This window comes from Desulfosporosinus lacus DSM 15449 (genome assembly GCF_900129935.1).
In the GTDB taxonomy this organism is placed as follows: domain Bacteria; phylum Bacillota; class Desulfitobacteriia; order Desulfitobacteriales; family Desulfitobacteriaceae; genus Desulfosporosinus; species Desulfosporosinus lacus.
The window spans coordinates 1-25,501 of the sequence record NZ_FQXJ01000019.1; the positions used below are offsets into that span (position 1 = coordinate 1).

General features: G+C 41.4%; 35 protein-coding genes. 32 read left to right on the forward strand and 3 right to left on the reverse strand.

Translation table 11 applies throughout. The annotated features are described in order from the left end of the window. The first annotated feature begins 149 nt into the window (after positions 1 to 149). From BUB11_RS20520 to BUB11_RS20530, 3 genes are all read left to right on the forward strand, one after another. The gene (locus BUB11_RS20520; protein WP_073031837.1) at positions 150 to 365 is read left to right on the forward strand and encodes a hypothetical protein; all 216 of its coding nucleotides are present in this window, start codon (positions 150 to 152) and stop codon (positions 363 to 365) included. A 213-nt stretch (positions 366 to 578) separates the two neighbouring features. Next, on the forward strand, positions 579 to 869 hold the full coding sequence (locus tag BUB11_RS20525) for a nucleotidyltransferase family protein (protein ID WP_073031838.1): 291 nt from the start codon (positions 579 to 581) through the stop codon (positions 867 to 869). Next, positions 866 to 1,189, forward strand: coding sequence for a HepT-like ribonuclease domain-containing protein (locus BUB11_RS20530; RefSeq protein ID WP_073031839.1), 324 nt, complete (start codon positions 866 to 868; stop codon positions 1,187 to 1,189). The genes BUB11_RS20525 and BUB11_RS20530 overlap by 4 nt, the downstream gene beginning before the upstream one ends. A gap of 177 nt (positions 1,190 to 1,366) precedes the next feature. Here the strand turns inward: BUB11_RS20530 and BUB11_RS20535 are convergent, their stop codons facing one another. Together BUB11_RS20535 and BUB11_RS20540 are read right to left on the reverse strand one after the other, a co-directional pair. Further along, on the reverse strand, positions 1,367 to 1,687 hold the full coding sequence (locus BUB11_RS20535) for a hypothetical protein (RefSeq protein ID WP_073031840.1): 321 nt from the start codon (positions 1,685 to 1,687) through the stop codon (positions 1,367 to 1,369). A 7-nt stretch (positions 1,688 to 1,694) separates the two neighbouring features. Continuing rightward, entirely contained in the window at positions 1,695 to 1,886 is a 192-nt protein-coding gene (locus tag BUB11_RS20540) for a hypothetical protein (RefSeq protein WP_073031841.1), read from the reverse strand. Between the two features lie 326 nt (positions 1,887 to 2,212). On the opposite strand from BUB11_RS20540, the gene BUB11_RS20545 reads away from it, so the two are divergent. The 16 genes from BUB11_RS20545 to BUB11_RS20620 all read left to right on the forward strand — a co-directional run bounded on the left by BUB11_RS20545 (position 2,213) and on the right by BUB11_RS20620 (position 14,793). Beyond that, positions 2,213 to 3,346 (forward strand): glycosyltransferase family 2 protein, encoded by a 1,134-nt coding sequence (locus tag BUB11_RS20545; protein WP_073031842.1) that lies wholly within the window; start codon positions 2,213 to 2,215, stop codon positions 3,344 to 3,346. 155 nt (positions 3,347 to 3,501) lie between these two features. Then, positions 3,502 to 4,314, forward strand: a complete 813-nt coding sequence (locus BUB11_RS20550; RefSeq protein WP_073031843.1) for a metallophosphoesterase — start codon at positions 3,502 to 3,504, stop codon at positions 4,312 to 4,314. Between the two features lie 184 nt (positions 4,315 to 4,498). After that, a complete protein-coding gene (locus BUB11_RS20555; RefSeq protein WP_073031845.1) occupies positions 4,499 to 5,422 on the forward strand; it encodes a TIGR01777 family oxidoreductase in 924 nt (307 codons plus the stop codon). A gap of 18 nt (positions 5,423 to 5,440) precedes the next feature. Next, positions 5,441 to 6,199 carry an AAA family ATPase gene (locus tag BUB11_RS20560; RefSeq protein ID WP_073031847.1) on the forward strand — a complete coding sequence of 253 codons (759 nt, stop codon included), beginning with the start codon at positions 5,441 to 5,443 and terminating at the stop codon, positions 6,197 to 6,199. 117 nt (positions 6,200 to 6,316) lie between these two features. Continuing rightward, entirely contained in the window at positions 6,317 to 6,769 is a 453-nt protein-coding gene (locus BUB11_RS20565) for a GNAT family N-acetyltransferase (RefSeq protein ID WP_073031848.1), read from the forward strand. Positions 6,770 to 6,781: 12 nt separating this feature from the next. Further along, positions 6,782 to 7,123 (forward strand): DinB family protein, encoded by a 342-nt coding sequence (locus BUB11_RS20570; protein ID WP_084110435.1) that lies wholly within the window; start codon positions 6,782 to 6,784, stop codon positions 7,121 to 7,123. A gap of 149 nt (positions 7,124 to 7,272) precedes the next feature. After that, positions 7,273 to 7,620, forward strand: coding sequence for a ribosomal maturation YjgA family protein (locus tag BUB11_RS20575; RefSeq protein ID WP_143187679.1), 348 nt, complete (start codon positions 7,273 to 7,275; stop codon positions 7,618 to 7,620). Between the two features lie 91 nt (positions 7,621 to 7,711). Beyond that, on the forward strand, positions 7,712 to 8,131 hold the full coding sequence (locus BUB11_RS20580; RefSeq protein ID WP_073031850.1) for a ferritin family protein: 420 nt from the start codon (positions 7,712 to 7,714) through the stop codon (positions 8,129 to 8,131). A 177-nt stretch (positions 8,132 to 8,308) separates the two neighbouring features. Beyond that, complete coding sequence (locus BUB11_RS20585; RefSeq protein WP_073031852.1) at positions 8,309 to 10,150, forward strand: ABC-F family ATP-binding cassette domain-containing protein; 1,842 nt, start codon at positions 8,309 to 8,311, stop codon at positions 10,148 to 10,150. A gap of 64 nt (positions 10,151 to 10,214) precedes the next feature. After that, the gene (gene ytaF / locus BUB11_RS20590; RefSeq protein WP_073031855.1) at positions 10,215 to 10,874 is read left to right on the forward strand and encodes a sporulation membrane protein YtaF; all 660 of its coding nucleotides are present in this window, start codon (positions 10,215 to 10,217) and stop codon (positions 10,872 to 10,874) included. Between the two features lie 12 nt (positions 10,875 to 10,886). Continuing rightward, positions 10,887 to 11,492, forward strand: coding sequence for a dephospho-CoA kinase (gene coaE / locus BUB11_RS20595; RefSeq protein WP_073031856.1), 606 nt, complete (start codon positions 10,887 to 10,889; stop codon positions 11,490 to 11,492). Between the two features lie 71 nt (positions 11,493 to 11,563). After that, entirely contained in the window at positions 11,564 to 12,145 is a 582-nt protein-coding gene (locus BUB11_RS20600) for a lytic transglycosylase domain-containing protein (protein ID WP_073031858.1), read from the forward strand. 106 nt (positions 12,146 to 12,251) lie between these two features. Continuing rightward, entirely contained in the window at positions 12,252 to 12,530 is a 279-nt protein-coding gene (locus BUB11_RS20605; RefSeq protein ID WP_073031860.1) for a metal-sensitive transcriptional regulator, read from the forward strand. Between the two features lie 200 nt (positions 12,531 to 12,730). Beyond that, positions 12,731 to 13,219, forward strand: coding sequence for a DUF134 domain-containing protein (locus BUB11_RS20610; RefSeq protein ID WP_073031861.1), 489 nt, complete (start codon positions 12,731 to 12,733; stop codon positions 13,217 to 13,219). 146 nt (positions 13,220 to 13,365) lie between these two features. Further along, complete coding sequence (locus BUB11_RS20615) at positions 13,366 to 13,740, forward strand: NifB/NifX family molybdenum-iron cluster-binding protein (protein ID WP_073031863.1); 375 nt, start codon at positions 13,366 to 13,368, stop codon at positions 13,738 to 13,740. 198 nt (positions 13,741 to 13,938) lie between these two features. Continuing rightward, positions 13,939 to 14,793, forward strand: a complete 855-nt coding sequence (locus tag BUB11_RS20620) for an Mrp/NBP35 family ATP-binding protein (RefSeq protein WP_073031865.1) — start codon at positions 13,939 to 13,941, stop codon at positions 14,791 to 14,793. A gap of 155 nt (positions 14,794 to 14,948) precedes the next feature. Here the strand turns inward: BUB11_RS20620 and BUB11_RS20625 are convergent, their stop codons facing one another. Then, complete coding sequence (locus BUB11_RS20625; RefSeq protein WP_073031867.1) at positions 14,949 to 15,146, reverse strand: hypothetical protein; 198 nt, start codon at positions 15,144 to 15,146, stop codon at positions 14,949 to 14,951. Positions 15,147 to 15,442: 296 nt separating this feature from the next. On the opposite strand from BUB11_RS20625, the gene BUB11_RS20630 reads away from it, so the two are divergent. From BUB11_RS20630 to BUB11_RS28480, 13 genes are all read left to right on the forward strand, one after another. Further along, complete coding sequence (locus BUB11_RS20630; RefSeq protein WP_073031869.1) at positions 15,443 to 16,357, forward strand: cytochrome c3 family protein; 915 nt, start codon at positions 15,443 to 15,445, stop codon at positions 16,355 to 16,357. A 7-nt stretch (positions 16,358 to 16,364) separates the two neighbouring features. Then, a complete protein-coding gene (locus BUB11_RS20635; RefSeq protein ID WP_242947626.1) occupies positions 16,365 to 16,877 on the forward strand; it encodes a YeeE/YedE thiosulfate transporter family protein in 513 nt (170 codons plus the stop codon). A gap of 1 nt (position 16,878) precedes the next feature. After that, complete coding sequence (locus tag BUB11_RS20640; RefSeq protein WP_159436961.1) at positions 16,879 to 17,448, forward strand: YeeE/YedE thiosulfate transporter family protein; 570 nt, start codon at positions 16,879 to 16,881, stop codon at positions 17,446 to 17,448. Positions 17,449 to 17,519: 71 nt separating this feature from the next. Further along, a complete protein-coding gene (locus BUB11_RS20645) occupies positions 17,520 to 19,727 on the forward strand; it encodes a molybdopterin-dependent oxidoreductase (RefSeq protein ID WP_073031873.1) in 2,208 nt (735 codons plus the stop codon). 37 nt (positions 19,728 to 19,764) lie between these two features. Further along, a complete protein-coding gene (locus BUB11_RS20650; protein WP_073031875.1) occupies positions 19,765 to 20,340 on the forward strand; it encodes a 4Fe-4S dicluster domain-containing protein in 576 nt (191 codons plus the stop codon). A 21-nt stretch (positions 20,341 to 20,361) separates the two neighbouring features. Further along, complete coding sequence (gene nrfD / locus BUB11_RS20655) at positions 20,362 to 21,258, forward strand: NrfD/PsrC family molybdoenzyme membrane anchor subunit (protein ID WP_073031877.1); 897 nt, start codon at positions 20,362 to 20,364, stop codon at positions 21,256 to 21,258. 225 nt (positions 21,259 to 21,483) lie between these two features. Then, entirely contained in the window at positions 21,484 to 21,936 is a 453-nt protein-coding gene (locus tag BUB11_RS20660; RefSeq protein ID WP_073031879.1) for a QcrA and Rieske domain-containing protein, read from the forward strand. Next, positions 21,933 to 22,556: a cytochrome b N-terminal domain-containing protein gene (locus BUB11_RS20665; protein WP_073031881.1), complete on the forward strand. Its 624-nt coding sequence runs from the start codon at positions 21,933 to 21,935 to the stop codon at positions 22,554 to 22,556. Before BUB11_RS20660 ends, BUB11_RS20665 begins: the two co-directional genes overlap by 4 nt. A gap of 12 nt (positions 22,557 to 22,568) precedes the next feature. After that, positions 22,569 to 22,934: a hypothetical protein gene (locus BUB11_RS20670; protein ID WP_073031883.1), complete on the forward strand. Its 366-nt coding sequence runs from the start codon at positions 22,569 to 22,571 to the stop codon at positions 22,932 to 22,934. 1 nt (position 22,935) lies between these two features. After that, the gene (locus BUB11_RS20675; protein WP_073031885.1) at positions 22,936 to 24,465 is read left to right on the forward strand and encodes a hypothetical protein; all 1,530 of its coding nucleotides are present in this window, start codon (positions 22,936 to 22,938) and stop codon (positions 24,463 to 24,465) included. Between the two features lie 362 nt (positions 24,466 to 24,827). Next, positions 24,828 to 25,031, forward strand: a complete 204-nt coding sequence (locus tag BUB11_RS20680) for an FmdB family zinc ribbon protein (RefSeq protein ID WP_073031886.1) — start codon at positions 24,828 to 24,830, stop codon at positions 25,029 to 25,031. 56 nt (positions 25,032 to 25,087) lie between these two features. Further along, positions 25,088 to 25,288, forward strand: coding sequence for a DUF362 domain-containing protein (locus tag BUB11_RS28475; RefSeq protein WP_073031887.1), 201 nt, complete (start codon positions 25,088 to 25,090; stop codon positions 25,286 to 25,288). After that, positions 25,281 to 25,490 (forward strand): hypothetical protein, encoded by a 210-nt coding sequence (locus BUB11_RS28480; RefSeq protein ID WP_073031888.1) that lies wholly within the window; start codon positions 25,281 to 25,283, stop codon positions 25,488 to 25,490. The genes BUB11_RS28475 and BUB11_RS28480 overlap by 8 nt, the downstream gene beginning before the upstream one ends. Positions 25,491 to 25,501 lie beyond the last annotated feature (11 nt).

A 25,501-nucleotide genomic window follows, 5' to 3' on the forward strand; every position in this document is an offset into this window, starting at 1 on the left:
TAAAGGGCTATTTCCTATTTATGTAAGGATAGCCTGATGACATTGGGTAGACTCCCCCACCGAAGTCTCGATGTTCAGCTTTAGCTGAACGAGTTCACTTGGCCAATAACGATAAGGATACAGCGTTTATTTAGGAGGTCACCCTAGTTTTGCCTAAGGAATTTGAAGAGACTTTAGTTACCAAACAACTGACCGTTACTGTAAATAACGAAATAGCCCCGAAGTCTTCCATCGAAATCAAGGGCTCACTGGATTTTAAGACAATCGGCTTGTCTAAAGATGATATCCTCAAACTTGATCCCAGAATTTCATCCATTAAAGTCACAAATGAACGTACAATTAATTTGGAAAAGTGGTCTCATTAGCAAACGCAAAGGTAAGATGAGTTTATCCTAGCGTGTCTACTGATGAATTGCAGCCTGAATTTGCCGGCACAGCAGATAACAGAGGGTTTGCAACATCGGAGAGAATATGAAGGTAGTAACCCGACGTCGCAAACCCTCGGGACGTTAGACGAAAGCCCAAATAGTAGTTTTTCTTTGTGGTAAAATAAGGTATAATAAATCTGAGGTGATAAAATGCCTGCTATTGAAGATGTTTTAAGTAAGAGAGAGCAAATAATTAGCTTAGCAACACAATATAAAACGCATAATGTCAAATTATTTGGCTCAGTCCTTAGAGAAGAGGAAACTCGGGAGAGTGATATCGATTTTTTAGTAGAATGCCAGGATGATTGTTCTCTTTTTGATATCATCTCTTTGAAGTATGACCTTGAAGAATTTTTAGGAAGACATGTAGATATCGTAACATATGATTCTTTGCACTGGACTTTAAAGGATAGAATTCTTCTGGAGGCCAGACCGATATGAAAGACGTTAAAGTTTTTCTCCAGAGTATATTTGAATCTATTGAAAAGATAGAAAACTATACTTTCTCAGGAAAAGATGAGTTTATGAAGTCGACTCTCATTCAAGATGCGGTAATAAGGAATCTTGAGGTAATAGGTGAAGCTACTAAGAATATTCCGCAAGATATAAAAGAACAAAATAGCCAAATTCCTTGGAGGCAAATGGCGGGGCTTCGTGACGTGCTAATACATGATTATATGGGAATAAGTTTAAAAATTGTGTGGAATGTCGTACAAAACGAGCTACCTCAACTAAAGATTATGATCAAGAATATATTGTAATTGATTAAGCACTGAGCAGATAATGTTCAGTGCATGTCTATATTTGGGGCTTGGGCCATCGTCTAACAGCATATTCCCAAAATCTGAGAGAATATGAAGGTAGTAACCCGACGTCGCAAACCCTCGGGAAGTTATCTGCAATATCCTATATCGGAGAAAAATAAAAAGCCCCAATATTTAAGGGACTAAAATCTTAGCCTTGAAACACATCATACCGCATACTGATAGCGCGAGTTCGATGTCTATTTTCTCTTCCTTATCTAATAGGAAAGAATCTGTACTCAGTGCCATATATGCGATTAGGTCAGCGGTCTGCTTATGTATTAAGAGCCTAACCTGAGATATATTTTGTTCTACATAATATTGAGCATCATTTGTTAGAAATTGATTATAATCCTCAGTTCCACAATCAAAATCCCCGAGTTTATATCCCGGGGAGTATGGAACAAGAACTACAGTTTGTAAAATATATTCGAATTCATTTTCACAATAAAACATAAGAAAACTACCCTTTCGTAACAATCTTAAGGGCTTTTAATGCTTTTTGTCTTCGATCCCTATTGATATCGGGTTTCCTCAAATCAGTTACTAAATCAACTAAATCTTTACCTTTTAAAACAGGCGTTGAAGTTATCGGAGCTGCCATGAGTTTACCACTCCCTTTCTCATGCAGATGTGAATCTTTCTTAATATCCATATTGTACCACCTTTTCAAATTGGCTTCAAATAATAGTATTGCCGACAAAAAAGGAAGTATGACCAAAAGGCAGAATATGTTAGATATATGCAAGCTCGGATACTGCAGATAACAGAGGGTTTGCGACACTTTGCAAAGATGAAAGTGGTTGGGACGCGTCGCAAACCCTCGGGACGTTATCTGAAACCGCTAGGAACATAAAAAGTGGACTGGAATGTTTAGCTTATAAAAAATTTTGAAGGAAGTGGAAATATATATTTTAATGATCTTGGGTAATGTTAACCCTACGGCTTTATTATTCAAAGAGGAGAAAGAGGTTGAAAAATATGGATATTCTTATCATGGCATTTGCTATAATTTCTGCCTCATACTGGCTAAGCATAAGTGTGCTATGGTTTAGATATTTGAAAACCCTACCTGTTTTCAATATAAATGATTGTTCGTATTTTGAAACAAATTACCCTTTAGTATCAGTAATAATTCCAGCCTGTAATGAAGAAGAATCCATTGAACAGGCGGTTAGACAGTTAATCAGTCAAGATTACCCTCAATTAGAGGTAATTGTAGTAAATGACCGATCTACCGATAACACTGGGGTTGTTTTGGAGAAGCTTAAAGTTCAGTACCCTCAACTGAAAGTTATTACTATTTATAATTTGCCACCAAACTGGTTGGGTAAAAACCATGCTATTTTTCGGGGAGTGAAAGAGGCTACAGGTGAGTGGTTGCTTTTTACTGACGCTGATGTCATGTTCTCTCCCAAAAGTATGAAACAAACAGTTGGTTATGCTTTGGAACACAAACTCGATCATTTTACAATTGCTCCTGATATGTATTATGGAGGTGTTTTCTACCGTGCTTTTCTTGCATACTTTGCATTTGCACTTACAGCTACGGTTATGGTTACCAAGAAGGTTGGAGTGGGTTCATTTAACTTAGTAAAAAAATCAGTATACAATGAAATAGGAGGCTATGAAATAATAGCGACACAGCCGGTTGATGACATTTCTTTTGGAAGACTCGTGGTAAATAAGGGATACAAACAGGGTTTCGGGTTGCCGAGTAAAGGCTTTATTACTGTAAAATGGTATAAAAACCTCTTTGCTGCGCTTAAGGGTTTTGAAAAAAACCTATTCGCTTCTATGAACTATAAGGTTTCAGCCGTAATAGGGTTATGCATATATAGTTTAGTTACAAATGTCTACCCTTTTGTTGGTCTGTTCTTTGGCTCAGTTTGGGCAAGAGCCTTGTGTGGTATTTCTCTCCTCAGTTTGTTTGCTGTCTACAATCACTTATCAAAGCTTTTTGATATCTCCCGTAGTTATGTTTTGTTTCATCCTATATCAGCATTGTTGTATCTTAGTGCAGTAATAAATTCAACTGTAAAGGCGCTAAGCCGAGGTGGTATAGAATGGCGGGGAACCGTTTATTCTCTGAAAGAATTAAAGAACCATAAGTAATTGACGAAAACATTTGGGTAAGTCTTTGCCGCGCATCAGATAACAGCGCATTCCCAAAATCTGAGAAGGTATGAATGTTGTAACCAGACTTCGCAAATTCGCAGAACGTAATATGTCATTACGCTATCGGAGTGGGGTTTGAAGGAGGTTTGATTTTGGAAGCTAAGCTCTTATCCCGTAGAACATTTATCTTAGGTGGGATTGCAACATTATCCTATCTATATTTCGATCTCCATTCGATTGCAGTAAAACGATATACGATTAAGATTTCTAAATTACCAGCTGAGTTCCAGGGATTCACCATTCTCCACTTGACTGATTTACATAGCAAGGAATACGGAGATAGTCAAAGAGATTTAATCGAGTTGATTAATCGACAGCAATTTGATGCGGTTGCAATTACTGGGGATTTAGTTGATAAGAGTAACCCTAGTATGAAACCAGCAATATCATTAGTGAAAGGGTTGCAATCTAAACCGATATTTTTTGTTTCTGGAAATCACGAGTGGTGGACAAACTACCAAATCAAATCTTCCTTGGAAGACCAAGGGGTACACATATTGGAAAACGGGCATTTCAAATATAATATAGGCAATTCTCATATTTGGATAATGGGTGTCGACGACCCCTATCTAGGAAGGGATCAGTTAGAGAGGGCAATTGCAGGTGTCTCGGATTCTGAACCAAAGGTTTTATTAGCACATGCTCCTAACATATTTTCTAAAGCTATTAATCGCAAGATAGATTTAGTTTTAGTGGGACATACCCACGGCGGACAAGTTAGACTTCCATTGGTTGGTGCAGTGGCAGTACCAGGGCAAGGACTTTTCCCTGAGTTAGATTACGGTCAATTTACTGCCGGTTCTACTAACATGATTATTAATGGCGGTTTAGGAGAAAGCGTTCTACCAATAAGGGTTTACAATAGACCGGAAATTGTTCTGATAACCTTAGTTTCCTTTCCATAAATATATTAGTATAGAAAGAAGAGCTAAACTACGTGATGTGAGCTTGAAAAAAGGCATATAAATAAAAGGTATATCTAGGTCCACCTAGAATAGTAATTTAACACCAAAATATGACTGCGGAAGAATAAACTCGGTAGATCATTCTTCGACCCGGATTTAGAAGCCATTCTGGAGGCGGTAAAAAATGAATGTTTTACTTTTTGGTGGTACAGGTTTTGTCGGGAGAAACCTAATAGAAGAATTACTTATGAATGGATATAAAGTATCTGTTGTAACGAGAAATCACCAAAAAACAGTCAACCAATTTGGCAATAAAATTCAGGTGATAGAATGGGATAATATTGCTCCTCTATCTTCAATTTATAAGTTGGATCAAATTGACTTTGTAATTAACTTAGCAGGTGAGTCAATCGGTAGTCGTCGATGGACCAATTCCGTGAAAGCCGAGATTAGAGCAAGTCGGATTAGAACGACTGGTGCAATAGTTGCTGCAATTAATAATGGTACTATTCAGCCAAAAGTTCTAATTAATGCTTCAGCCGTTGGATATTATGGGCTATGTGAGGATGAAGAGATAACTGAGTCTGCAGAAGCGGGACAGGATTTTCTAGCACAAGTTTGCCGAGAGTGGGAAAATGAAGCATACAAGGTTCAAAATACTGGAACCAGAGTAGCGACCATCCGGATTGGCGTAGTTTTAGGAAATGAAGGTGCACTAAAGAGAATGGCATTACCGTTTAGATACTTTATCGGAGGACCATTAGGTAACGGAAATCAATGGCTCTCATGGATACACATTCGAGATTTAACGAGTATGATAAGGTTTATAATCGAACATCAGGAGCTAGCTGGCCCTATAAATGCTGTTGCTCCAAATCCGGTAAGAATGGGAGAATTCAGCAAGATGCTGGGTAAAGTTCTAGCTAGACCATTATGGTTACCAGTTCCGGAAATATTTTTAAAAATCGCATTAGGTCAGATGGCGGAAATGTTATTGCATGGACAAAGAGCTGTACCGAAAAAAGTACTCAGTGCTGATTTTGAATACAAGTTTCCAAAGTTAAAAGCAGCTTTAGAGAATGCTTTGGGGAACCGGAAAGGTGTCTGAGAATAATATTTTTGGGAGATGTTTAAGATTGGATCGAATAGTGTCGGCCGGTACATAAGATATATTGAATTAAATAGAGACAAAGTTCCTTCATTCACTGAATATCCTTTTAATTTACCAGCAATCAAGAGTTTAGACACCTTATCGTTTCATCCAAAAGTAACTTTTATTGTTGGAGAAAATGGTACTGGGAAATCAACGATCCTGGAATCTATAGCTGTGGCATTTGGATTTAATGCTGAAGGTGGGACTAGGAATTTTAATTTTGCTTCTAGAGCCACTCATTCAGACTTGAGTCAATATATAAAGGTTGTTAAAGGAGTAAAAAGACCACGAGATGGTTTTTTCTTAAGAGCAGAAAGTTTCTATAATTTTGCTACCAATGTTGAAAAATTAAACTTGAACCACGCTTATGGCGGCCGATCGTTACATGAACAATCTCACGGGGAGTCATTCTTTGCTGTTTTCCAAAATAGATTTTGCGGTGAAAGTTTATATATCCTGGATGAACCCGAAGCGGCTTTATCGCCTTCGCGGCAAATGTCAATGATTACAAGAATGCATCAATTAATTGAAGAAGGCTCTCAATTTATTATAGCTACTCATTCCCCAATCATAATGGCTTATCCTCATTCATTAATTTATCAAATTGAAGAGGGATTTGAACATGTAACTTATGAAAAAACCGAACATTATCAAGTTATGCGAGCTTTTGTTAACAATACTCAGAAGATGTTAAAGCTGCTATTAGAAGACGATAAGGATGATGGTGTTTAGAATTGCTTCAGATATAAAGGAAATTAAAGAAACACTCAAGAACAATAATAAGATAGAACTTTAGCGCAAATAGTCCAGCGAGCATCAAAGTACGTTTAGTTAGGAGAGTTTTAAGAAATGGCGTCAAATTATATACTTAGAAGAGCTGTCCACTCTGATGTTAACAGTCTCATTGGGCTGCTCGAAATCCTGTTTTCTATAGAAAGTGATTTTACAGTTGAAGAATTCAAGCAACGCAGTGGTCTTGAAATGATGCTGAATGATGATACGAGACGCTGCATTATGGTTGCGGAAATAAATCAACAGGTCGTAGGAATGTGCACTGCTCAGATTTTAGTCTCTACTGCAGAAGGCGGATTTGTAGCAGTTATCGAAGATTTGGTGGTACATAAGGAGTATAGGGGAAAAGGTATCGGTCGGGGGTTACTCTTATCTATTGAAAGTTGGGCTATTGCTAAGGGAGTAAAGCGGTTACAGCTCTTGGCTGATCGGAACAACACAGTGGCTTTGGAATTTTACAAAAGTTTGAGTTGGAAAAGTACTCAGCTCATATGTTTACACAAGAAGTAGTTGATATTTTTCATGGTGAAAGAGGTTTTGTACGAGAATTGTTTTTCTAAGAATGTAAAATACTATCTGGAATGGAGTATTAAGGGGACTTACACTACTTTAGCTGATCGATGGGGTGATTTTAGAAATCAGATTGACAGATTTTTGGTGTCATTAACGGAAAAAGATTTGTTTGAAGAAATTAATTATAAGAATTTATCAGGGATATCGTATTCTTTAGAATTGTGGAAACAGATGCTTCATGTTAACAATCATTCAACTTCTCACCGAGGGCAAGTTGTCACTATGCTTAGGCAATTGAAGAAACAACCACCTTCACTGGACCTCATTTATTATTATTTAGGAGAAAGGTAATAGGAGCAGGGGTTTCGTTAAACTATTATTAGGTTGTGTATATACGGGTTAGTATAATAGGAAATAGCTAATATCTTAAGAGAGGATAGGTTTTGCCGTTGTCAGTTAAGAGGGATGCTTTCAGATATTTATTCCTGGTTATAACTGTCATGATCCTTGGTTTATGCAGCAGACGTTTCTCAATATTTTTTCCGAGTTGGGTTAATTTGTATTTAGGCGATGTTTTATGGGGACTCATGATTTTTTTCTTATGCGGTTTCGCATTTAAGGCTAGTGAAACAAGAGTAGTCACAGTGAGAGCACTCTTATTTTCCTTCGGCATTGAATTTAGTCAACTATACCATTCCCAATGGATTGATTCCTTAAGGAAGACTAGGATTGGCGGGCTAATTTTAGGGTATGGATTTTTGTGGAGTGATTTGGTTTCTTATGCCGTCGGGATTGGGGTTGGAGTTCTGATTGAGAGGTACATGTTTCAATACATTAAAAAACGTTAAAAATTTAAAAGTTTAACCATTGTCAGGCACTTTCCTTCTCTAAGTTAGATAGAATAACCCAGCAAAGTTTATGTTGGGAGGTGTCTGATTTATGTATCTAAATGCTGATCATTTAACACAAGATATTTTAAAGGCGATTAATGGACAGTACAGTGCGATTGCCTGTTACACCGAGTTAGCGGCAAAAGCTCCGAACGAGGAAGAAAGAACGCAAATACATGAGATTAGGAAGGATGAGATTAACCATTATCAAGAGTTTTGTCAAATATATATAGGGATAACAGGAACTAAGCCGATACCCCAGATAACAGAAAGCTGTCCAGTAAGCTATAAGGACGGATTACAGTTTGCTTTTAAAGATGAGCAAAATACAGTAGATTTCTATCTCGATATTGCTGGAAAAGCTCCGGACCCATATATTAAAGAAAAGTTTAAAAGAGCTGCAGCTGATGAGCAAAACCATGCTGTTTGGTTTTTATACTTCTACACAAAGCTTTGCAACGGGAGATAACAACAGGTAATCCAATAAATAGTCTAATGGTAGCCCTAGTCGGGGGCTACTATTATTTTGAAGACTGACTGTAAATGATTAAAGCACAATCAGTGTTTGTTAGAAAACAATGTGTATGGTATAGTAAATCGAAAGAAAATGACTGTCACGAATAGCAATGGAGCGGGTGCGAGAAAAATGAGTGTTTTATTTAGCCGGGATTGCGGCGTCGATATATCAGGTGAACCGCTTTTTCGGCGGATCAGTTTTGCTTTAGAAAATGGGGAAAAGGCTGCCTTGGTCGGTCCGAACGGAGCGGGTAAAACAACTCTGATTCGGGCTTGCTTAGGAGATGTCCGATTAGAAAGTGGAGAGGTCCAAATTCTGGGTTCCTATGGGTACCTGCCTCAAACTCCTATTGTGGAGGACGAAGGGAACGTCTTTGAGTGTGTAATCCAAGAACGAGCGGATTTATTACAAATGCAGGAACAACTGCGTGAGTTAGAGGATAAGATGGCCTTGACTCCGAGTGAGAAAGTCATGGAACAATATGCTGCCTTGACCGAGTCCTTTGAACGTCAGGGGGGCTACGCTTTAGAAGCCTTGGTGCGGAGAATCTTGGCTGGCCTGGGACTTGAAGCGGAGATCAATTCTCAAGTTGTTAGGTTGAGCGGAGGGCAGAAGACCCGCTTAGCTTTATGTAAGCTTTTGCTTCGGGCTCCCGAACTCTTGATATTAGATGAACCGACGAATCATTTAGATATTGCGGCTCTGGAGTGGCTGGAGGGATACCTGCGAGATTATCCTGGTGCCTTGCTGATTGTTTCACACGACAGATACTTTTTAGATCGTATAGTTTCGCGAGTTTTCTGTCTGGAAAACGGCGAGTTAAAAGGGTATACCGGTAATTATTCCGAATACGAATTATTGAAGATTTTAGAAGCCAAGACATTAGGGCGAGAAGCAGAGCGCTTAGCAAATAAAATTGCTAAACTTGAGGATTATGTCCGCAGAAATAAGGCGGGAGTCAATTCTAAGCAGGCGCGCGGACGGGAAAGTCAACTCCAGAAGCTCAAGCCAATTCAGGTAACCAAGGTGGATCACGGACTTTCTATTTCACTGGGAAGTGGAGGCCGAAGCGGAAATCGAGTTCTTTCAATAGAAGATCTATCGATTTCCTTTGCTGCGCGAAATCTTTTTTCAAACGTGCAATTGGATTTGAGACGGGGAGACAAAGTAGCCCTGCTGGGAAAAAACGGAATCGGAAAAACTACCCTTCTCAAGGCTATTCTCCAAAAGGCTCCATTTAAGGGAACCATCCGTTTGGGCGCAAATGTAAAAATTGCTTATTATTCACAGGAACATGAGAATTTAGGCACGTCAGGGACGGTAATGGATGAGATCCGGAATGTCACCAAATTAAAGGACCCGGAGATCCGAAATCTACTGGCTCGATATGGTTTTAGAAAAGATGATGTATTTAAGCTGATTAACGTGCTAAGTGGGGGAGAAAAGAGCCGTTTGGCTTTATGCAAGCTTTTCTTAGAGCAAGGAAACTTACTTTTGCTTGATGAACCGACAAATCATCTTGATGTTGAAACCCGCGGGGTTTTAGAAGAAGCTCTTCAAGAATACGAAGGAACCGTACTTGTAGTTTCCCATGATCGTTATTTTTTAGATAAAGTAGTTAATAAAATTGCGGAACTCACCTCTCAAGGGCTGTTGCTTTTCGAGGGAGATTACACAGGGTTCAAGGAATATAAACAACAAGAAGAAATGAGTGCTGCTCCCATCGAACGGGCTTTAAAGCCAAGCAACCAAGATAAGCAAGAAAGCCGTAATTTGGCGCGTGAAAAGAAGCGAATGAAGCAACTTGAACTGGAAATTGAAGAGTTAGAAGAAACCCTCCTAGCGTTAGAGGCGGAACTCGCTATGGCGGATACAAATTACGAATTGGCAATGAGGCTTCATGAAGAGTGTGAGAAAGTAAAGTCGCGTAGAGATAGTGCCTTAGAAGAATGGATTGCTGGAAATGATTGATTTCACCAAATAGCCTTTGAATCCATATATTATCCTGAAGTCGCAAGATGGAGGGATACATATTATGGGAGTAGCTATGCTTATGGCAGTGGCTTTAAGTCTGGATGGATTTGGAGTCGGATTGGCGTATGGATTACGTCGTATTCGAATACCCATAAATTCGCTTATTGCTATTGCAATGTGTACAGTTTTGGCAATGGGAGTATCGATGCTTTTTGGTGGTTGGGTAACGTTATGGCTTGAGTTAATTCAGGCACGTTTATTGGGAGCTGCAATTTTATTGGCCTTAGGGATCTTTCAATTGGGGAAAGCTATCTGGAATCGTAATGAGGAGGTCTTTCCCGAAGCAGTACCCGCGATGGCTGTGACCCATCCAAAGCCAGCATTGGAACCAGTGTTTCGATTCCAGCTGCGGTTTTTTGGCTTAGTAATTCAAGTACTTAAGACGCCTGATATTGCGGATGTTGATGGTTCAGGAGTAATCAGTCTGCGAGAAAGCTTATTGTTGGGGTGTGCTCTGGCGATAGATGCTTTTGCTAGTGGAATAGGTGCCGCGATGGCGGGAATGACGTTATCGGTTATCGGAATCGTAGCTTTAACCCAAATTATGATGTTGCGTTTAGGCCAAGAAATGGCGGGTAAAATTCCAGTATACTGGACAAATAAAGCGGAATATTTGCCAGGTGCTGTTTTAATCTTGATCGGATTGGGGAAATTGATCTGAGGTGAGAAAGAAGTGTTGAACATTGGACTGACGGGTGGAATAGGCAGTGGTAAATCTACAGTAGCCCAATGGTTTATAAAACAGGGGGTTCCAGTGTTAGACGCCGACAAAACGGTGCACCGTTTGTTGCAATCGGATCAGACAACGGTTTTGAAACTGATCGAGGAATTCGGCGCAGATATTTTAGATGAGAATGGGCAAATCGATCGTTCCAGTTTAGGGAAGCTGGTTTTCAGGGAGGAGGATGCACGAAAGCGCTTAGAGCGCATCGTGCACCCTCGCGTGGTACAATCTATGAATGAAGAGAGAGATGCACTTAGAGATACAGGAGTTAAGATCTGTGTATGGGATGTGCCTTTGCTTTATGAAGCAGGTTTTGAAAAGTTTGTGGACGAAGTTTGGGTTGTATGGATACCGCGGAACCTGCAAATTTCTCGTGTACTTGCGCGGGACAAGCTGAGTCTTAGTGAGGTAGAAGCACGTATATCTTCTCAAGGATCGTTAGATGAAAAGCGTCAGCGGGCGGATGTTATAATTGACAATTCTGGGAGCGAGAGTCAAACAATAGGTCAACTTGAAGATGTGTGGCAAAAATTACTACTAAGACAAAAGGATTAATTGCTCATAATAGTCGATGCTATGAAAATAGACTAAAAATAAGGACCTTTCCTAGGTGAGAAGGAGATGGGATGGCTAAAAGGATTTTAAAGCGTTGGATTAGTGGCCGGAATATTGGTATTATTATTGTTCTATCAATCCTTGTGGCTTATAGTGTGTTGCAAATATCAGATTTGCAGAAGATAATCTATCCTTATCCACACCGGACCGTCGTCGAAAAATATGCTGAACAATACGGGGTCGATCCATTATTTGTACTTGCCGTAATCCGAGAAGAAAGCAAGTTTCTTCCTCGATCTGAATCTCACAAGGGTGCTAAAGGGCTAATGCAGTTGATGCCCAGTACTGCGCAATCTATTGCTGAAAGTATTGGAGATAAAGCATATAGTGAGGAGTATTTACTCGATCCTGAGAAGAACATTCAATATGGAACGTGGTACCTTGCCAGTCTGCAGAAATTGTTTTTGAATAACCGTCCTTTAGTAATTGCAGCTTATAATGGTGGTAGAGGACGTGTACAAGAATGGATCAAATCAGGTCAGATTGACCCTGAAAATATTCGACTTGAGGATATCCCCTTTAATGAAACTCGGGGTTATGTGGATCGTGTCTTGAAAAGTTATCAGAAATACATTAAACTTTATCGTACATAGCTAGATTAGGCAGCTGTAATGATATGTAAGAACCTGACAAGTTAGTTTAAAAGGTTCCCAAAAGAAAAGATAAGATTAAATTAACTTGCGAAAGGAATGTGTCAATTTGAAAGAGGTCGATCCCGAAGAAGTAAAAAAAATCCTGACAAGGTTAAAGACTGTTCGTGGGCACATAGCTGGTGTAGAACGCATGATAGAGGAAGAGAAAAGTTGTGAGGAAATTTTATTACAACTTGTAGCTGTTCGCTCTGCAGTACATAAAACTTCTGTCATAATAGCACAACGTTATGCAAGTTCATGTCTGATTGATGCCATTGATTCTGGGGAAGATCGCCAAGAGGTTCTGAACAACGCGATTGAGACCCTTATGAAACTTAATCAATGAACTAGGGCCTTCACCGTCACCATTTAATGAGTGGCGGTTTTTCTTTGATTAGATATCTAGTGGATAAGAGTAAAGATCAGTGAAATAATAGAATTAAAATAGTACTGTCAATAATTTTTGCAGTTGTCTAAGTTTTGATTGCTTTATTCAGTATATTTGATATACTTTATTTGAGCATATGCCCAAAAGGAGCTGATTTAATGCCAAGGCGACGTTGTTGTGGCCTGATTGACGATGCAATAGTTTGCCAAACTTTTATTCCTCTTGGACAATCTTGTTTGGAAGAAATAGTTATTAAGCTTGAGGAATTAGAGGCCATTCGTCTTAAAGACATGGTTGGTTTGGATCAAGTCGATTGTGCAGCGTCTATGGGGGTTTCCAGAGCTACGTTTCAGCGAATTTTAGGTGCTGCCAGGTCAAAGATTGCTGCTGCCTTAATAGAAGGCCGACCTATAATCATTCGAGGTGGCCACTATTTGATGAAAAATCGTGTGTTCGAATGTGTTGAATGCAGACATGTCTGGGAAGTTGAACCATGTGAGACTGGAGGTAAACACGGCTATGAAATCGCATGTCCAGAGTGTGGAAGCATGAAAAAAATGAAACTTGGAAACGGAAGTAAACATACTTGCAGTAGCCGGCATCACGATGGTCATAGCAAGCCCGGTTGCTGCGGAGGACACTCCTAGAAGCAATCAAAGCCTGGAAAGCAGTAAAATTAGTTCAGCTGAATTAAGTCGAGACATTGAATTGACCAGAACAGATTCAAACGTTTCTCTAAATCTGCTACAGACAGGCTTAGAGTGACGTAAATAATGATTAGGAGGGCTTATTTATGTCAAAGAAAATTGCAATTCCAACAAATGGTGAGGATTTAGATCCGCATTTTGGACGGGCAGCAGGTTTTACGGTGTTTGAGATTGAGGGAACTGAAGCTCGTTTTGTAGAATTACTCAGTTCTACGGGTCTTCAGCATCAGCATGAAGGACTTGCCAATATGTTCAAGAGTAAAGGCGTCGAAGCTCTTGTTTGTGGTGGTATCGGTGGAGGCATGATCAATGGTCTTAATGCAGTGGGGCTCGAAGTCGTTTCGGGTGCTTCTGGAAAAGTGGTTGATGTTGCAAATCGTTATGCTTTAGGTAAGGTTGTCAGTACCGGCTCTGTTTGCGCACACGATCATGATCATGAGCATGGACACGGTCACCACTAAGAATAATCTATTCAATTTCGGATCTGCTTTAAACTGTTTTTTATACTCATTAAATTATATGCTCAAAAAGATTTCCTGCGTGATTAACACCTAAGTGGACAAACCTTGACAAATAAAAAATTTGGGGAGTAAGATAAATTTTGGTTACTCATCCATGTAAGGGTAAATAGTTTTTATTTTAGAATTGGAGGTAGTAAAGTGAGCGAATCATGTAATAGCTGTGCTGCTGCAGGCTCATGTAACACAGAAAGTTGTTCTAGTGCGCCCGAATTAACCAAGGCTCAGAAAGCTAGTAATGTTAAGAAAGTTATTGCAGTCATGAGTGGTAAAGGCGGGGTTGGTAAATCCTCTGTAACAGGTATGTTAGCCGTAAGTCTCATGCGTCAAGGGTTTAAAGTAGGGATTTTAGACTCGGACATAACCGGTCCAAGCATTCCTAAAATTTTTGGAATTAAGGAAAGAGCTGGAGCCAGCCAAGGTGGGATTATTGCACCTACCAGTCGTGGCGGAATTAAAGTTATGTCACTTAATCTTATGATTGAAAATGAAGATGATCCCGTGATCTTACGTGGACCATTGATTACTCAAGTCGTTAATCAGTTCTGGAAGGATGTAATCTGGGGAGAACTGGATTATTTATTAATCGATATGCCTCCTGGAACTGGGGATGTAGCGATCACAATATTCCAATCCTTACCGATCAATGGGGTTGTGATGGTGACAAGTCCGCAGGCCTTAGCCAATATGGTGGTAAGAAAAGCTATCAAAATGGTAAGAAACTATGAACCGCCGATTTATGGATTAGTTGAAAACATGGCTTATGTCCAATGCCCGGATTGCAGTAAAAAGATAGAAGTCTTTGGGAAGCCTCAAGGGGAGGAAGAAGCTAAGCGTTCTTCTATTCCTTTCTTAGGAGCACTTCCCCTTGATCCAGCTTTAGCTACACTGTCAGATGCAGGTAAAATAGAGGATTATCAATCCTCTGACTTTGATCAGATCGCGCGTAGCTTGGCAGAACAGATTAAAATGGGCAGTGAGAAGAATCTAGCGTAATTAACCGTCTTTTTTATACTTATTTATTCTTAAGGGGTTGGAGCAACTAATTTTACAGTTGTTTTAACCCTATTTTTACTATTATGAAATCAATAAAGTGGGCGTAGCGAATCTTAGTCTTGCTGCGCCCACTTTATTGATTCTGAGGCTAATGGTTATTTGCGAAGTTCTAATTCTGCAATTATCTCCGCAATAGATGCTTTTAAGGTTTGAACTTCGGCTTCATATCGCCTTACAGTATGTCCAGGAAGATGCAACCCGGTTTGCTTTAGGACATAGCTTTGTTCTTCTTCTAACTCTTTAAGCTCTTCGGACAATGTTTTTAGACGTGTTCTTAAATCTTCGTCGCACATGACTGATCGCTCCTTTGACTTGATAGCATCATCATAATACAAGGTAAAGATTTTAAGTGTCTTGTTTTTGACCTATTACTCAGAATATTATATTTTTGGGCAGTTATAAACATATTGACCAAAGCATTTTTTAGATGTATCCTTTAATAAATACCTACCCCCGAGGGAGGGGGATTAAAACATTATCTCAAGAAGGATTTATATAACCCCCACTAACATTTGTCCGACGGAGGTGATTTAAAGCAATTAAGTATACCGATAAAAGTATAAATTAACTTGTGAGGTGAAGGGCAAACTTGAAAAAGAAAAAAAGCACTTTATTAGCCTTAATATTTGGCGTATTCGGCATTGTTCTTATTGGTACTTTTTGGGTGGAAAATCCGAAAGTGACCGAAGCGGCCTGCGGTGCATCGACCACCTCCTGTAAAACCTGTCATGAGGTTAAGGGAGAAAATCCCGTGTCCCAAAAGGGTGATTGGCATACTCAGCATGCTTTCGCTGATTTTTGTCAAGCCTGTCATCTGGGAGCGGCGACCGAGACCGATAAGACAAAATCTCATGCTGGGATAGTGGCTAATCCTTTGACACAACCTGATGAAAGCTGTGCATCCTGTCATCCGGCAGATACTGCCACTCGGGTTGTAAAATATGGCGGTGAGGTGACAGGTGTTCCAGCGGGTAATCCGACTTCGGGGACGAGTTCAGGAGCGACCGGAACTGAAACGAATCAAACGGAGTCCGGTAGTGTAACCCCATCAGCAGCTGCTGCCCAAATTCCCCCCGGTATGAATACCAACTTTGATGTAATTGACTTTAACGTAACAGACAAGATCCCATGGTTAGGCTGGTTGATCGGTATTATCAATGCAGTGATGCTTTTAGTGCTGGGGGGCCTGATCTGGAGATGGAAAAAGGGGTTATGGCCTTGGGCATTTTTAGCAGGAAGAACGAAAAAGGTTCCCTTTAACTCACTTCCTTTAGAAGTTCAGGAAGTGTTCAATCAGCTTTTAGAGGGAGATATTAAGACCGTCGTTTCTCTTGAGAAAATTTTAAAAAGTGAATGTGGTCCTCAGGTATTACAAGCAGTTTCTAACTTGCCAGATAATGTTCTGTTCCAGCTTAGAACTTTAGGGGAGAAGGATCTGAAGTCCGTTTCTTCATTGAGCGATTTATTGAAGAATGAAGGGAGTGAGCAAAATCGTGGGGTTTAGTAAGAAAATGAAAGATAAAGAGTGGTCGCCTTGGTCGGCCGGAGTGTTGTTGGGATTAACAGCTATTGGGTCTTATGTTTTGGTAGGCAAAACTATTGGTTCATCAGGTGGTATCGAAAACATAGACAGTATCTTATTGAAGGCCTTTGACAGCAGCTGGGCTAACTTAATGTACTTCAAATACCAGATGCCCCCTGTGGTGAGTTTTCAGATTCTCTTATTTGTGGGCATGATCTTAGGAGCCTTAACGTCAAGTCTCTGGTCCAAAGATTTTAAGTTTCGGATGATGCCGGATCAACAATGGACACAAACCTTTGGGCCCAGTAAGTTAAAACGCTGGACTATGATTTTTATCGGCGGGGTGATTATTGAGTTTTCTGCCGGTATTGCCGGAGGGTGTACCAGTGGCTTAGCTATTTCTGGGACAATGCAGCTTTCTCCAGCGGGTCTAATCTTTATTGCAGGGTTATTTATTTCTGGAATTATTACAACCAAATTATTGTACGGGGGGGATTATTAAGATGATGACATATGTCGTCCCCATAGTGATTGGTTTCTTCTTTGCCTTTGCTCTTCAGAAGGCGGGATTGGGACACTACCATAAAATCGTTAATCAATTTCGCTTTAAAGATAATACGGTCATGAAGTTTATGATGACGGGGATTTCGGTAGGGCTTGTAGGTATCTACACCTTGAAAGATCTGGGCTTTCTCCAGATGGATCAGGTTTCTTCCACTTATATACTAGGCAATCTTCTCGGCGGACTGCTTTTTGGGGTAGGGATGGCTCTCGCCGGCACTTGACCGGGGACGTTGATCACAGGTTGTGGTCAGGGGAATTTGGATTACCTAATACCTGGACTCTTGGGTTTTCTGACGGGTGGAATTTTATTTGGGGTGACCTATCAATCGATTTTCTTGAAGATTTCGACCATTGGAAATTATGGTCAAAAAACCCTCGAAGATCTCTTTCATGTTAACCATTGGTTGTTTGTAGGACTTTTTGTCCTGTGTACCCTGGTTTTTTATGTGGCTTCTAAAATTGCAGAGAACTCTAAGAAGACGAAATTGGGTGCTTCCAAAGAGATTTAAGAGAAATTAAAACGGTATATCCGTCGGCATAGCAAAACAATAGTTCACTTTATGGGAAAGGAGGGGGCAATGTGTCTAAAGTCTATACATGGGACCAATTGTTCAGCCGACGTCAGTTTATTAAGGGCTCAGTGGCTGCGGCTGCTCTTGGTGCAGCCGCTGGGATAGGTCTGCTTAGGCCCGAATCCAACTTGGGACAAGGAATATCGGATCAGGCAGCGGTAAAAGGGACAAAGCTTGTGACCACAATCTGCGAGCAATGTGTATGGCGGTGTGGTGTTATCGCCAGAGTTGAAGACGGTGTCGTCAAAATGTTGGAAGGGAACCCTGATCACCCCAACAACTTGGGAAGATTATGTCCCCGTGGCAATGCAGGAATCGAAACGTTGTATAGCCCGGATCGCATTAAGTTCCCACTCATTCGAGCAGGGGCACGGGGCAGCGGTTTGTGGCGCAGGGCATCATGGGATGAGGCTTTGAGTTATACAGCTGAGCAAATGAAAAAGATCAAAGATAAATACGGCGCTAAGGCCATGATGTTTAATTCAACAGATAACCTTTCGCAACCGTTTTTTGAGATTCTCCTCAAGGCTTATGGCACTCCGAATTATGGGACTCAAAGGAGTTTATGCTTCAATTCAATGACGACGGGGTTTTTATATACCTATGGGACCCCTCAACCGGGTACGGATTTTTCGAAATGCAAGTATATGATTTTTACCGGTAGAAATCTGGCCGAGGGAATATCCAATAGTGAAACCCAAGAAATGATTGAAATGGTGGCTAGGGGTGTCAAGGTTGTAGTTTTAGATCCGCGCTTTAGTAAGACTGCTTCTAAAGCGACTGAGTGGTTGCCTGTCCGTCCTGGCACAGATTCAGCATTTTTCTTGGCGATGATTAATGTAATTATTAAAGAAAAATTGTATAATAAAGTTTTTGTTAATCAATATACTCAAGGCTTCGAGGACCTCCTTACTGAGGTCAAAGACTATACGCCGGAATGGGCAGAGAAAAAGTGTGAAATTCCTGCGACGACGATCCGTCGGATTGCCCTGGACTTCGCCTCTGCTGCACCGGCAGCGATAGCGCATCCTAACTGGAGAACGTCTAATTTTGTAAATTCGTTCCAAACCGAGCGAGCTATTGCCGTGCTAAATGCTTTAATAGGGAATTGGGCACAGCCTGGAGGGTTGATTCCAGACCAGGATTTAAGCACTTTAAAACTTGGAGTTTTATCTCACCCAGCTTTTCCAATCGCTCAAGGGATACGTCTTGATGGAGTGCCGTGGCAATATCCCATGGTACCCTTGGCCTATGGTGTGATTCAAACAATGCGGGATAATATTTTAACCGGCAAGCCTTATGAGGCCAAAGGGTGGCTGATTTCTAGACAGAATCCAGTTCTTTCGATTCCTGAACGCCAAAAAACTATTAATGCTTTGATGAAGCTGGATTTTGTGGCAGTGATTGATATTCAAGCCAGTGACACAGCGTATTATGCCGATGTGATTTTACCTGAATCCTATTATCTCGAACGCTTTGATGGCCTGATTCCGATTAAGAACAAAATCTTTATTCGTCAGCCGGTGGTTGAGCCTCTCTATGATACGAAAAGCAGTTTAATGATTTACAAGGAGTTAGCAGATAAGTTGGGCCTTGGGGAATTTTTGCCCTTTAAGGATGAAAAGGATCTTTTGGCTCAACAGCTTAAGCCTTTTGCGGTAGATTTAGAGGAATTACAACGGGTGGGACATTATGAAATGCAAGATTTTAAAGAAGATCACTCCAAGGATTTTGAGTTCCAGACAAGCAGCGGCAAAATTGAAATCTCTTCGGGCATTATGGCCCAAATGGGCAAGAAGGCCGTCCCAACTTGGAATGAACCGCCTCGACCTGAAAAAGACCATTACTATCTCTTAACTGGCAAAACTGCGCAGCATACCCAAATGTTCACGCAAAATAATCGTTGGCTATTAGAAGTATTTCCGGAAAATCGAGCCTGGTTGCATACCTCAGTTGCTGCGAAGATAGGAGTCAAGATGAACGATGATGTAGTTTTGGAGAGTGAGGTCGGAAAGGTTAGTATTAAAGCTTATGTAACAGAGGGGATAAGACCGGATTGTATTTTCATGGTCGGTGGATTTGGGCACGTGAGCAAAGGACTTAAAGCAGCCTATGGTTTAGGGGCAAGTGATTCAGCCCTCCACAAAACCATCACAGACCCGATTTCTGGAGGTTCAGCTTTAAGTGAAACCTTCGTAACTGTGAGTAAAGCGTAAGATGAGAATTAAGGTATAAGGTGTAGGAGGGAAAAAAATGACTGTTCGCATGGGATTTGTCATCATTACTTCACGCTGTATCGATTGTGATGCCTGTATGGTGGCCTGTCGCTCAGAAAATGACGTGCCACTGGGGCATACGCGCAATTGGGTGAAGAGTAGTGGAGTCCAAGGACAGTTCCCGAAGGTTTCAGAAGTGTTTCAACCGGGGAATTGTATGCATTGTGATAACCCGCCCTGTGTCTCGGTTTGTCCGACAGGGGCGTCACAAAAACGATCTGATGGGATTGTCATTGTCGAGGATAAGAAATGCATCGGCTGTAAATATTGTCTTACAGCTTGCCCGTACGATGCACGCTTTTCCAATTCTGAAACTGGAAAGGCAGATAAGTGTACACTATGCTTACATCGCCTTGAGCAAGGACTTGAGCCTGCATGTGTGCAAACTTGCCTGGGAAAATCCCGGCTGGCAGGGGATCTCAACGACCCAAGCAGTGTTGTCTCTATGCTCATAGCGCAATATCCGACAAGAATCCTACTTAAAGAGGTGGGAACGGGCCCTAATATTTATTATATTGACGAAGCTGTTCCAGATATACCCGATGGGAAATAACGGGCTAAGGAGGTGGACTAAGTGGAATTAACTTGGGGATTAATGATTGTCATTTATCTTTTCACTGCGGGACTGAGTGCTGGAGCCATGATCACCTCGAATCTCGCTTTTCTCTACGGTGGCCAAGAATTTGAACGAGTCAGCCGCTGGGGGGCCTATCTGTCACCCTTCCCGATTTCCTTGGGATTAGGCGTGCTGGTACTTGATCTCGGAAGCCCGTTTAATTTTTATCAGTTATTCTTAACACTGGAACTGAGCTCTCCGATGTCCTATGGGAGTTGGATCATTCTGTTTTTCACGATGTTGAGCTTTGTTTACCTTTACCTTTGGCTTCCAGAAACTTATCAAAAAATAGGTCAGACACAGCAATTGAAACGATGGAAAAAGCACCTGACAAAGTTAATGCCATTTCTATCCATTGCTGTTGCATCCTATACAGGTCTTCTTCTCAATGCAGCAGTACGTCCGATCTGGAATGCTCCGCTGCTGCCAATACTGTTCTTAGTTTCTGCACTTTCGACTGGGGTTGCTGCAGTGATCCTGATTTCGAATCTCAGCCCCTGGAAACGGGCTCGGCACAAAGAATTACACGTCTTGACTAAAGCTGATGCCGGATTGATAATCCTAGAGTGTTTGATTATACTAATAATGATTGTAATGGGCAGATTAAGCTCAGCCAGTGAGTCAATTGCCTTTAACAGTTTGTTGGTTGGAAACTATGCTTGGGTTTTCTGGCTTTTAATCGTCGGACTTGGGTTGATCATTCCTTTGTTCATGGAGTTAATGGAACTTAAGGGAAAAATCCCAGTGAAATGGGTTTGGCCTGTGACAATCAGCAGCAGTTTCCTGGTCTTATTTGGAGGATTTTTCGTGCGGTATGTCATAACCTATGCTGGGCAAACGAATAGCTGGTTCTAAATATTGAGTCATTTTAATGCTCTATGGAGCCTGTGCCTTCGGTGTAGGTTTCCTAAGTCGGAAGGTATCCTTTGTGGATAGCAACTTCGGCAATACTCCCGTATCTGAAGCTCGATGTTCGGTTTTAGCTGAACGAGTTCACTTACTTAAACCTGGAAGGTCATAGAATTACAGGAAAGGAAAAGGTTAGGTTTGACCAGGTTTCTTAACCAGGTAAGATTGCACATGCCTAAGCAGTCAGAATGGACGAGACGTGCCGTGTTGCGTTTAGCATGGGTCGGGGTCATCGCTTCAGCTGCCTTGACTATTGAACCTCTCTTTAAGTATCTCACAAGTAAAGAGGATCGACAGAAATCTCCCCTGGTGGTTTATAAAAAACCACTTTCAGAAAACAGCGGCTGGCAAAACACAGCCGCTGCTCGTGTCTGGGTTAAAAGAGATTCCTCTGGGGTCATGGCGTTGGTAGCCACCTGTACTCATCTTGGCTGCGAGGTAAACTATCATGCAGAAAAGAAAGAATGGATTTGTCCTTGTCATGCCAGCATTTATGATGAAGAAGGTATGACTGTATCAGGACCTGCCCCTAAGGCTTTGCCTAGAGTCGCTGTCCAATCTCAATCGGACGGTTCGCTGATTATTAATACTTCAAAAATAGTAGGAATGGATACTCGAGTATGAATGATAGCAAAAACTTTGTGAATCATATTAGACCAAGATTTGTTCCGGAGGGAGCGCTCAGGGTACTTTATACCTTTTGCCTTGGAGGGGTGTCATTTCTAGCCTTCATCGTACTCGGGGTGACGGGTCTCCTGCTTATGTTTCATTATCAACCAGGAGATAATGCTTTCAGTAGTATTTTAACTATTTCATCGGTGATTCCATATGGTGGAGTCATCAGGAATTTGCATTATTGGGCGGGGCAACTCATGGTGGTAACTGTAAACCTTCATATGCTGCGAGTCGTTTGGACACATTCCTATAAACCTCCCAAACAGTTGAATTGGCTTGTTGGAGTGGGGTTGCTTATTTTCGTATTGTTTTTAGATTTTACAGGATACTTATTAATTGGATCACAGGAAAGTGGTGCCGCCGCCACTGTAGCAGTAAACATATTAGGATTAATTCGACTAATAGGGAGCGGGTTGGCTCAGATTTTGTTTGGAGAACCTTCTGTGTTAAGTGGAAGTACCCTTGTAGTGTATGTATGGCATTGTGTTGCCCTGCCTATGGTTGCTTTTTTATTACAACTTTATCATTTCTGGCGTGTTCGTCGTGACGGGGGAGTACGTCCGCTCTAAGGGGGAGTCCATATGGCACGTTTACCGCTTAAACACCTTACAGAAAAAGAGGGAATAGCTGCACTATTTTTCTTGGCATTTTGCCTAGGCTTGGCTTTAATGTTCCAGCCTAGTGTCGGCACGAGTAATCAGGCTCCATCTGTTTCCCATGCTGTTGCTCCCTGGATTTTTGGTCCGTTTCAAATTTTATTATTATATCTCCCACCGCGGGTCGGGGCTCTGCTAATTCCCATTCTAATTATTGCCGGAATTTCAGGGTTGCCCTGGTTGGTTGATGTTTTGGGTGTAAAGTGGGGTCAAAGAATCTTTATGACTCTCTTTGTTTTTGTTTGTGCCCTTCTGTTGTGGTTTGTCGTCAAAGAATTATGGTGGACTTAAAATGAAGAAAGCATTTTTATTAGCAAGTCTTTTCTTAATATTGATGGTTATTCTAACCCTGAAACAGTCTAAGTCTCAGGAATGGGCTGATTATCAAACAGAGTATTTTACTGAGCAAACATCTAAGCTGCAATTTGAACTCGGAACGATTAGTGATGCTGACGAGCAAAAGAGAATACAAGCAGAAATCGCCAGTTATCAAAATCGAAAACCTGAGATCGTCAATCTCGTGCTTCCGAATGGAGAAGTTGAACGTTGCCAAACCTGTCACCTGGGGCTTGAAGAGATATCGGACTCCCATCCCAGTAATACCCTGGGATGTGCAGTTTGCCATGGCGGAAACCCTCGGTCGCTGGACAAAAGGACGGCCCATGCTCAAATGTATGGAGGCGGGCATCCAGGGTCCTTAGATGTAGCATCCTTAAGTTGCGGGGGGACAGGTCCTAATGGGGCTGCCTGTCACAGTGGGAATCATGAGCTGGCTAAAAATCAAGTGGATACAGTGAAAGCCTCGATTATGTCCACGAAAGCTGGAGAGTTAAGTGTTGTGCGCCGGATATTTGGGCTTGATAAAACCAGCGAGGTTTCAGGTCTTGGCAAAGGCGAAGGGGCCTTTGTTTATCCAAATCCGTTGCAGGGGCGACCTAATGAAGAAATATTTCAACAGAGTTGTCTGAGTCAATGTCATCAAAGCGGAGGAGATTTACTCTTGGCCGCAAATAATCCTCTCCTAGCGACTACAGAACAAGAGGCTTCAAAAGGTTCAACATCCCTGAGTAATCAAAAGGGCGAAGCGAACGGAAACGTTCTGGGAAATGGTTGTGAAGCCTGCCATGTCTTGACCAACCCAACTCATACTTATATCGGCAATGATACGACCATTAAGGAGAATCAAAGCGGGCGTGGAATGGTTCACCGCCTGACAACCCAAATTCCTTATACTCAATGTAACCAATGTCATAACCAAGGGACCCATGATCCAATTCAAATGAAATTTACTGCACGGCCTGATATCGACAAAGTCACACGGGATTGGCAGGCTGGAGACTTAACTTGGACGGATCGCGTGAGTGATTATTATTTGCCCGGTGAACTCTTTGCCCGATGTGAAGTGAGTCTAGACTGTATTGATTGTCATACTGGACTTGATACCATGGGAGATGGGGAATTATACACATCCCAACATGAGGCTGTTCATATTCAATGCCTCGATTGTCATGGAACTAAAGATCAACCTCCTCTGACTAAGAAACTTGAGAGTCAGGAGGACTTAGCTCTTCAAATGCAAAAGCAGGTTACGAATCCGAAATTTCCGACGTTAAAAATGGGGGATGAAATTCTTGTGACGTCTAAGGGGGAAGATTTACCTTTTTTGCGTCATGAGGGAGATGCCTGGAATCAAAGTAGTCGGGTGACCGGGAAAACGTTCAAGATACCCTTGGTGATTGGAAGTGAATGCGAACAGAACCCTGAAGATCAAGGGGCAGATTCGTGTCATAAGTGTCACAATCGCACCGCCGAAAACCCATGAATTTAGAGTTTAAATAGAGTTTTTTTGACTCGTTCCATCCATACTGTTATTTAACAGTATGGATGGAACAATGTTGTAATGGAAACATTAAATGTAGGATTGCGGTCAAAGGGACCATAAACCAGATATAATAGTACACGGTTATCCGAAAATTGGTAAAGAGAATGAATAGGTCAGAAGTGTTGACAAATTAAAGAGAGGCGAATATATTATAAATATGATACGGTATGGGGGTATATGGGGGAGGAAGTAAAATAGTAAGTAGCAGGATCTGTGATTATAGGGATGGGCTATTGTAACAGTGGCTAAAATTATTCTCAAGATTAAATTAAATAATGTGTCAATAAGGGAGGTTTAATCAAATGCCAAGTTATGATTTGGTGTGCCAATCGTGTGGGCATAAGTTTTCGATCTTTTGTACGATTAGTCAAAAAGACCAACAGAGTTGCCCAATATGTGGCGGAGATCAAATAAAACAGCGGTTTACAACGGTCAATGTCATGGGGTCAAGTGGAGATAAAGGGTCCCAAGGAGCACCAAACTCAGCTCCTCGCGGCTTTGGCTGAGCAGGCTGCTAAGCGAGAAACCGTGTGTTTCTCTTAATGAGAGGAGTTGCAGATAGATGGCCGCGTTCATCTTAGAAAAACTGTGTCGAGGGTGTAAACGCTGTGTTAATGCATGCCCTGTTCAAGCGATCACTATTTTTTCACATCTGCCAGTTGTGGACCCTGCAATTTGTATTGAGTGTGAGGCTTGTATGGAATCGTGTATGCATGGCGCAATTACGTTTACCTCGTCAGAGGAGAGGGAATCGAATGGATGAGGAAGGACAATGGATCAATAAAAAAGAACCCTGTAAAGATCAGCAGAAGCTAATGCTGCTTCTAAAAGATGTGGAGGAAAAGTTAGCCGACTTAAAAGCCCGCTGGCCCTTTCATTCAGTGCAACCAAGAATGGTGGCAGAACGAGAGGACTTAGAAGAGGAACGAGAACGGTTGATGCGCTTGCTTGATGACCAACAATGAGGCTACAAAAT

Bases quoted from the DNA above. Each gene is read 5' to 3' on its own strand.
- BUB11_RS20680 (WP_073031886.1), top strand. From the start codon at position 24,828: ATGCCAAGTTATGATTTGGTGTGCCAATCGTGTGGGCATAAGTTTTCG.
- BUB11_RS28480 (WP_073031888.1), top strand. From the start codon at position 25,281: ATGGATGAGGAAGGACAATGGATCAATAAAAAAGAACCCTGTAAAGAT.
- BUB11_RS20600 (WP_073031858.1), top strand. From the start codon at position 11,564: ATGGCTAAAAGGATTTTAAAGCGTTGGATTAGTGGCCGGAATATTGGT.
- BUB11_RS20665 (WP_073031881.1), top strand. From the start codon at position 21,933: ATGAATGATAGCAAAAACTTTGTGAATCATATTAGACCAAGATTTGTT.
- BUB11_RS20570 (WP_084110435.1), top strand. From the start codon at position 6,782: ATGGTGAAAGAGGTTTTGTACGAGAATTGTTTTTCTAAGAATGTAAAA.
- BUB11_RS20660 (WP_073031879.1), top strand. From the start codon at position 21,484: ATGCCTAAGCAGTCAGAATGGACGAGACGTGCCGTGTTGCGTTTAGCA.
- BUB11_RS28475 (WP_073031887.1), top strand. From the start codon at position 25,088: ATGGCCGCGTTCATCTTAGAAAAACTGTGTCGAGGGTGTAAACGCTGT.
- BUB11_RS20610 (WP_073031861.1), top strand. From the start codon at position 12,731: ATGCCAAGGCGACGTTGTTGTGGCCTGATTGACGATGCAATAGTTTGC.
- BUB11_RS20555 (WP_073031845.1), top strand. From the start codon at position 4,499: ATGAATGTTTTACTTTTTGGTGGTACAGGTTTTGTCGGGAGAAACCTA.
- ytaF (WP_073031855.1), top strand. From the start codon at position 10,215: ATGGGAGTAGCTATGCTTATGGCAGTGGCTTTAAGTCTGGATGGATTT.
- BUB11_RS20530 (WP_073031839.1), top strand. From the start codon at position 866: ATGAAAGACGTTAAAGTTTTTCTCCAGAGTATATTTGAATCTATTGAA.
- BUB11_RS20575 (WP_143187679.1), top strand. From the start codon at position 7,273: ATGATCCTTGGTTTATGCAGCAGACGTTTCTCAATATTTTTTCCGAGT.
- BUB11_RS20545 (WP_073031842.1), top strand. From the start codon at position 2,213: ATGGATATTCTTATCATGGCATTTGCTATAATTTCTGCCTCATACTGG.
- BUB11_RS20560 (WP_073031847.1), top strand. From the start codon at position 5,441: ATGTTTAAGATTGGATCGAATAGTGTCGGCCGGTACATAAGATATATT.
- BUB11_RS20675 (WP_073031885.1), top strand. From the start codon at position 22,936: ATGAAGAAAGCATTTTTATTAGCAAGTCTTTTCTTAATATTGATGGTT.
- BUB11_RS20670 (WP_073031883.1), top strand. From the start codon at position 22,569: ATGGCACGTTTACCGCTTAAACACCTTACAGAAAAAGAGGGAATAGCT.
- BUB11_RS20625 (WP_073031867.1), bottom strand. From the start codon at position 15,146: ATGTGCGACGAAGATTTAAGAACACGTCTAAAAACATTGTCCGAAGAG.
- BUB11_RS20535 (WP_073031840.1), bottom strand. From the start codon at position 1,687: ATGTTTTATTGTGAAAATGAATTCGAATATATTTTACAAACTGTAGTT.
- BUB11_RS20565 (WP_073031848.1), top strand. From the start codon at position 6,317: ATGGCGTCAAATTATATACTTAGAAGAGCTGTCCACTCTGATGTTAAC.
- BUB11_RS20540 (WP_073031841.1), bottom strand. From the start codon at position 1,886: ATGGATATTAAGAAAGATTCACATCTGCATGAGAAAGGGAGTGGTAAA.
- BUB11_RS20615 (WP_073031863.1), top strand. From the start codon at position 13,366: ATGTCAAAGAAAATTGCAATTCCAACAAATGGTGAGGATTTAGATCCG.
- BUB11_RS20635 (WP_242947626.1), top strand. From the start codon at position 16,365: ATGAAAGATAAAGAGTGGTCGCCTTGGTCGGCCGGAGTGTTGTTGGGA.
- BUB11_RS20580 (WP_073031850.1), top strand. From the start codon at position 7,712: ATGTATCTAAATGCTGATCATTTAACACAAGATATTTTAAAGGCGATT.
- BUB11_RS20585 (WP_073031852.1), top strand. From the start codon at position 8,309: ATGAGTGTTTTATTTAGCCGGGATTGCGGCGTCGATATATCAGGTGAA.
- BUB11_RS20650 (WP_073031875.1), top strand. From the start codon at position 19,765: ATGACTGTTCGCATGGGATTTGTCATCATTACTTCACGCTGTATCGAT.
- BUB11_RS20525 (WP_073031838.1), top strand. From the start codon at position 579: ATGCCTGCTATTGAAGATGTTTTAAGTAAGAGAGAGCAAATAATTAGC.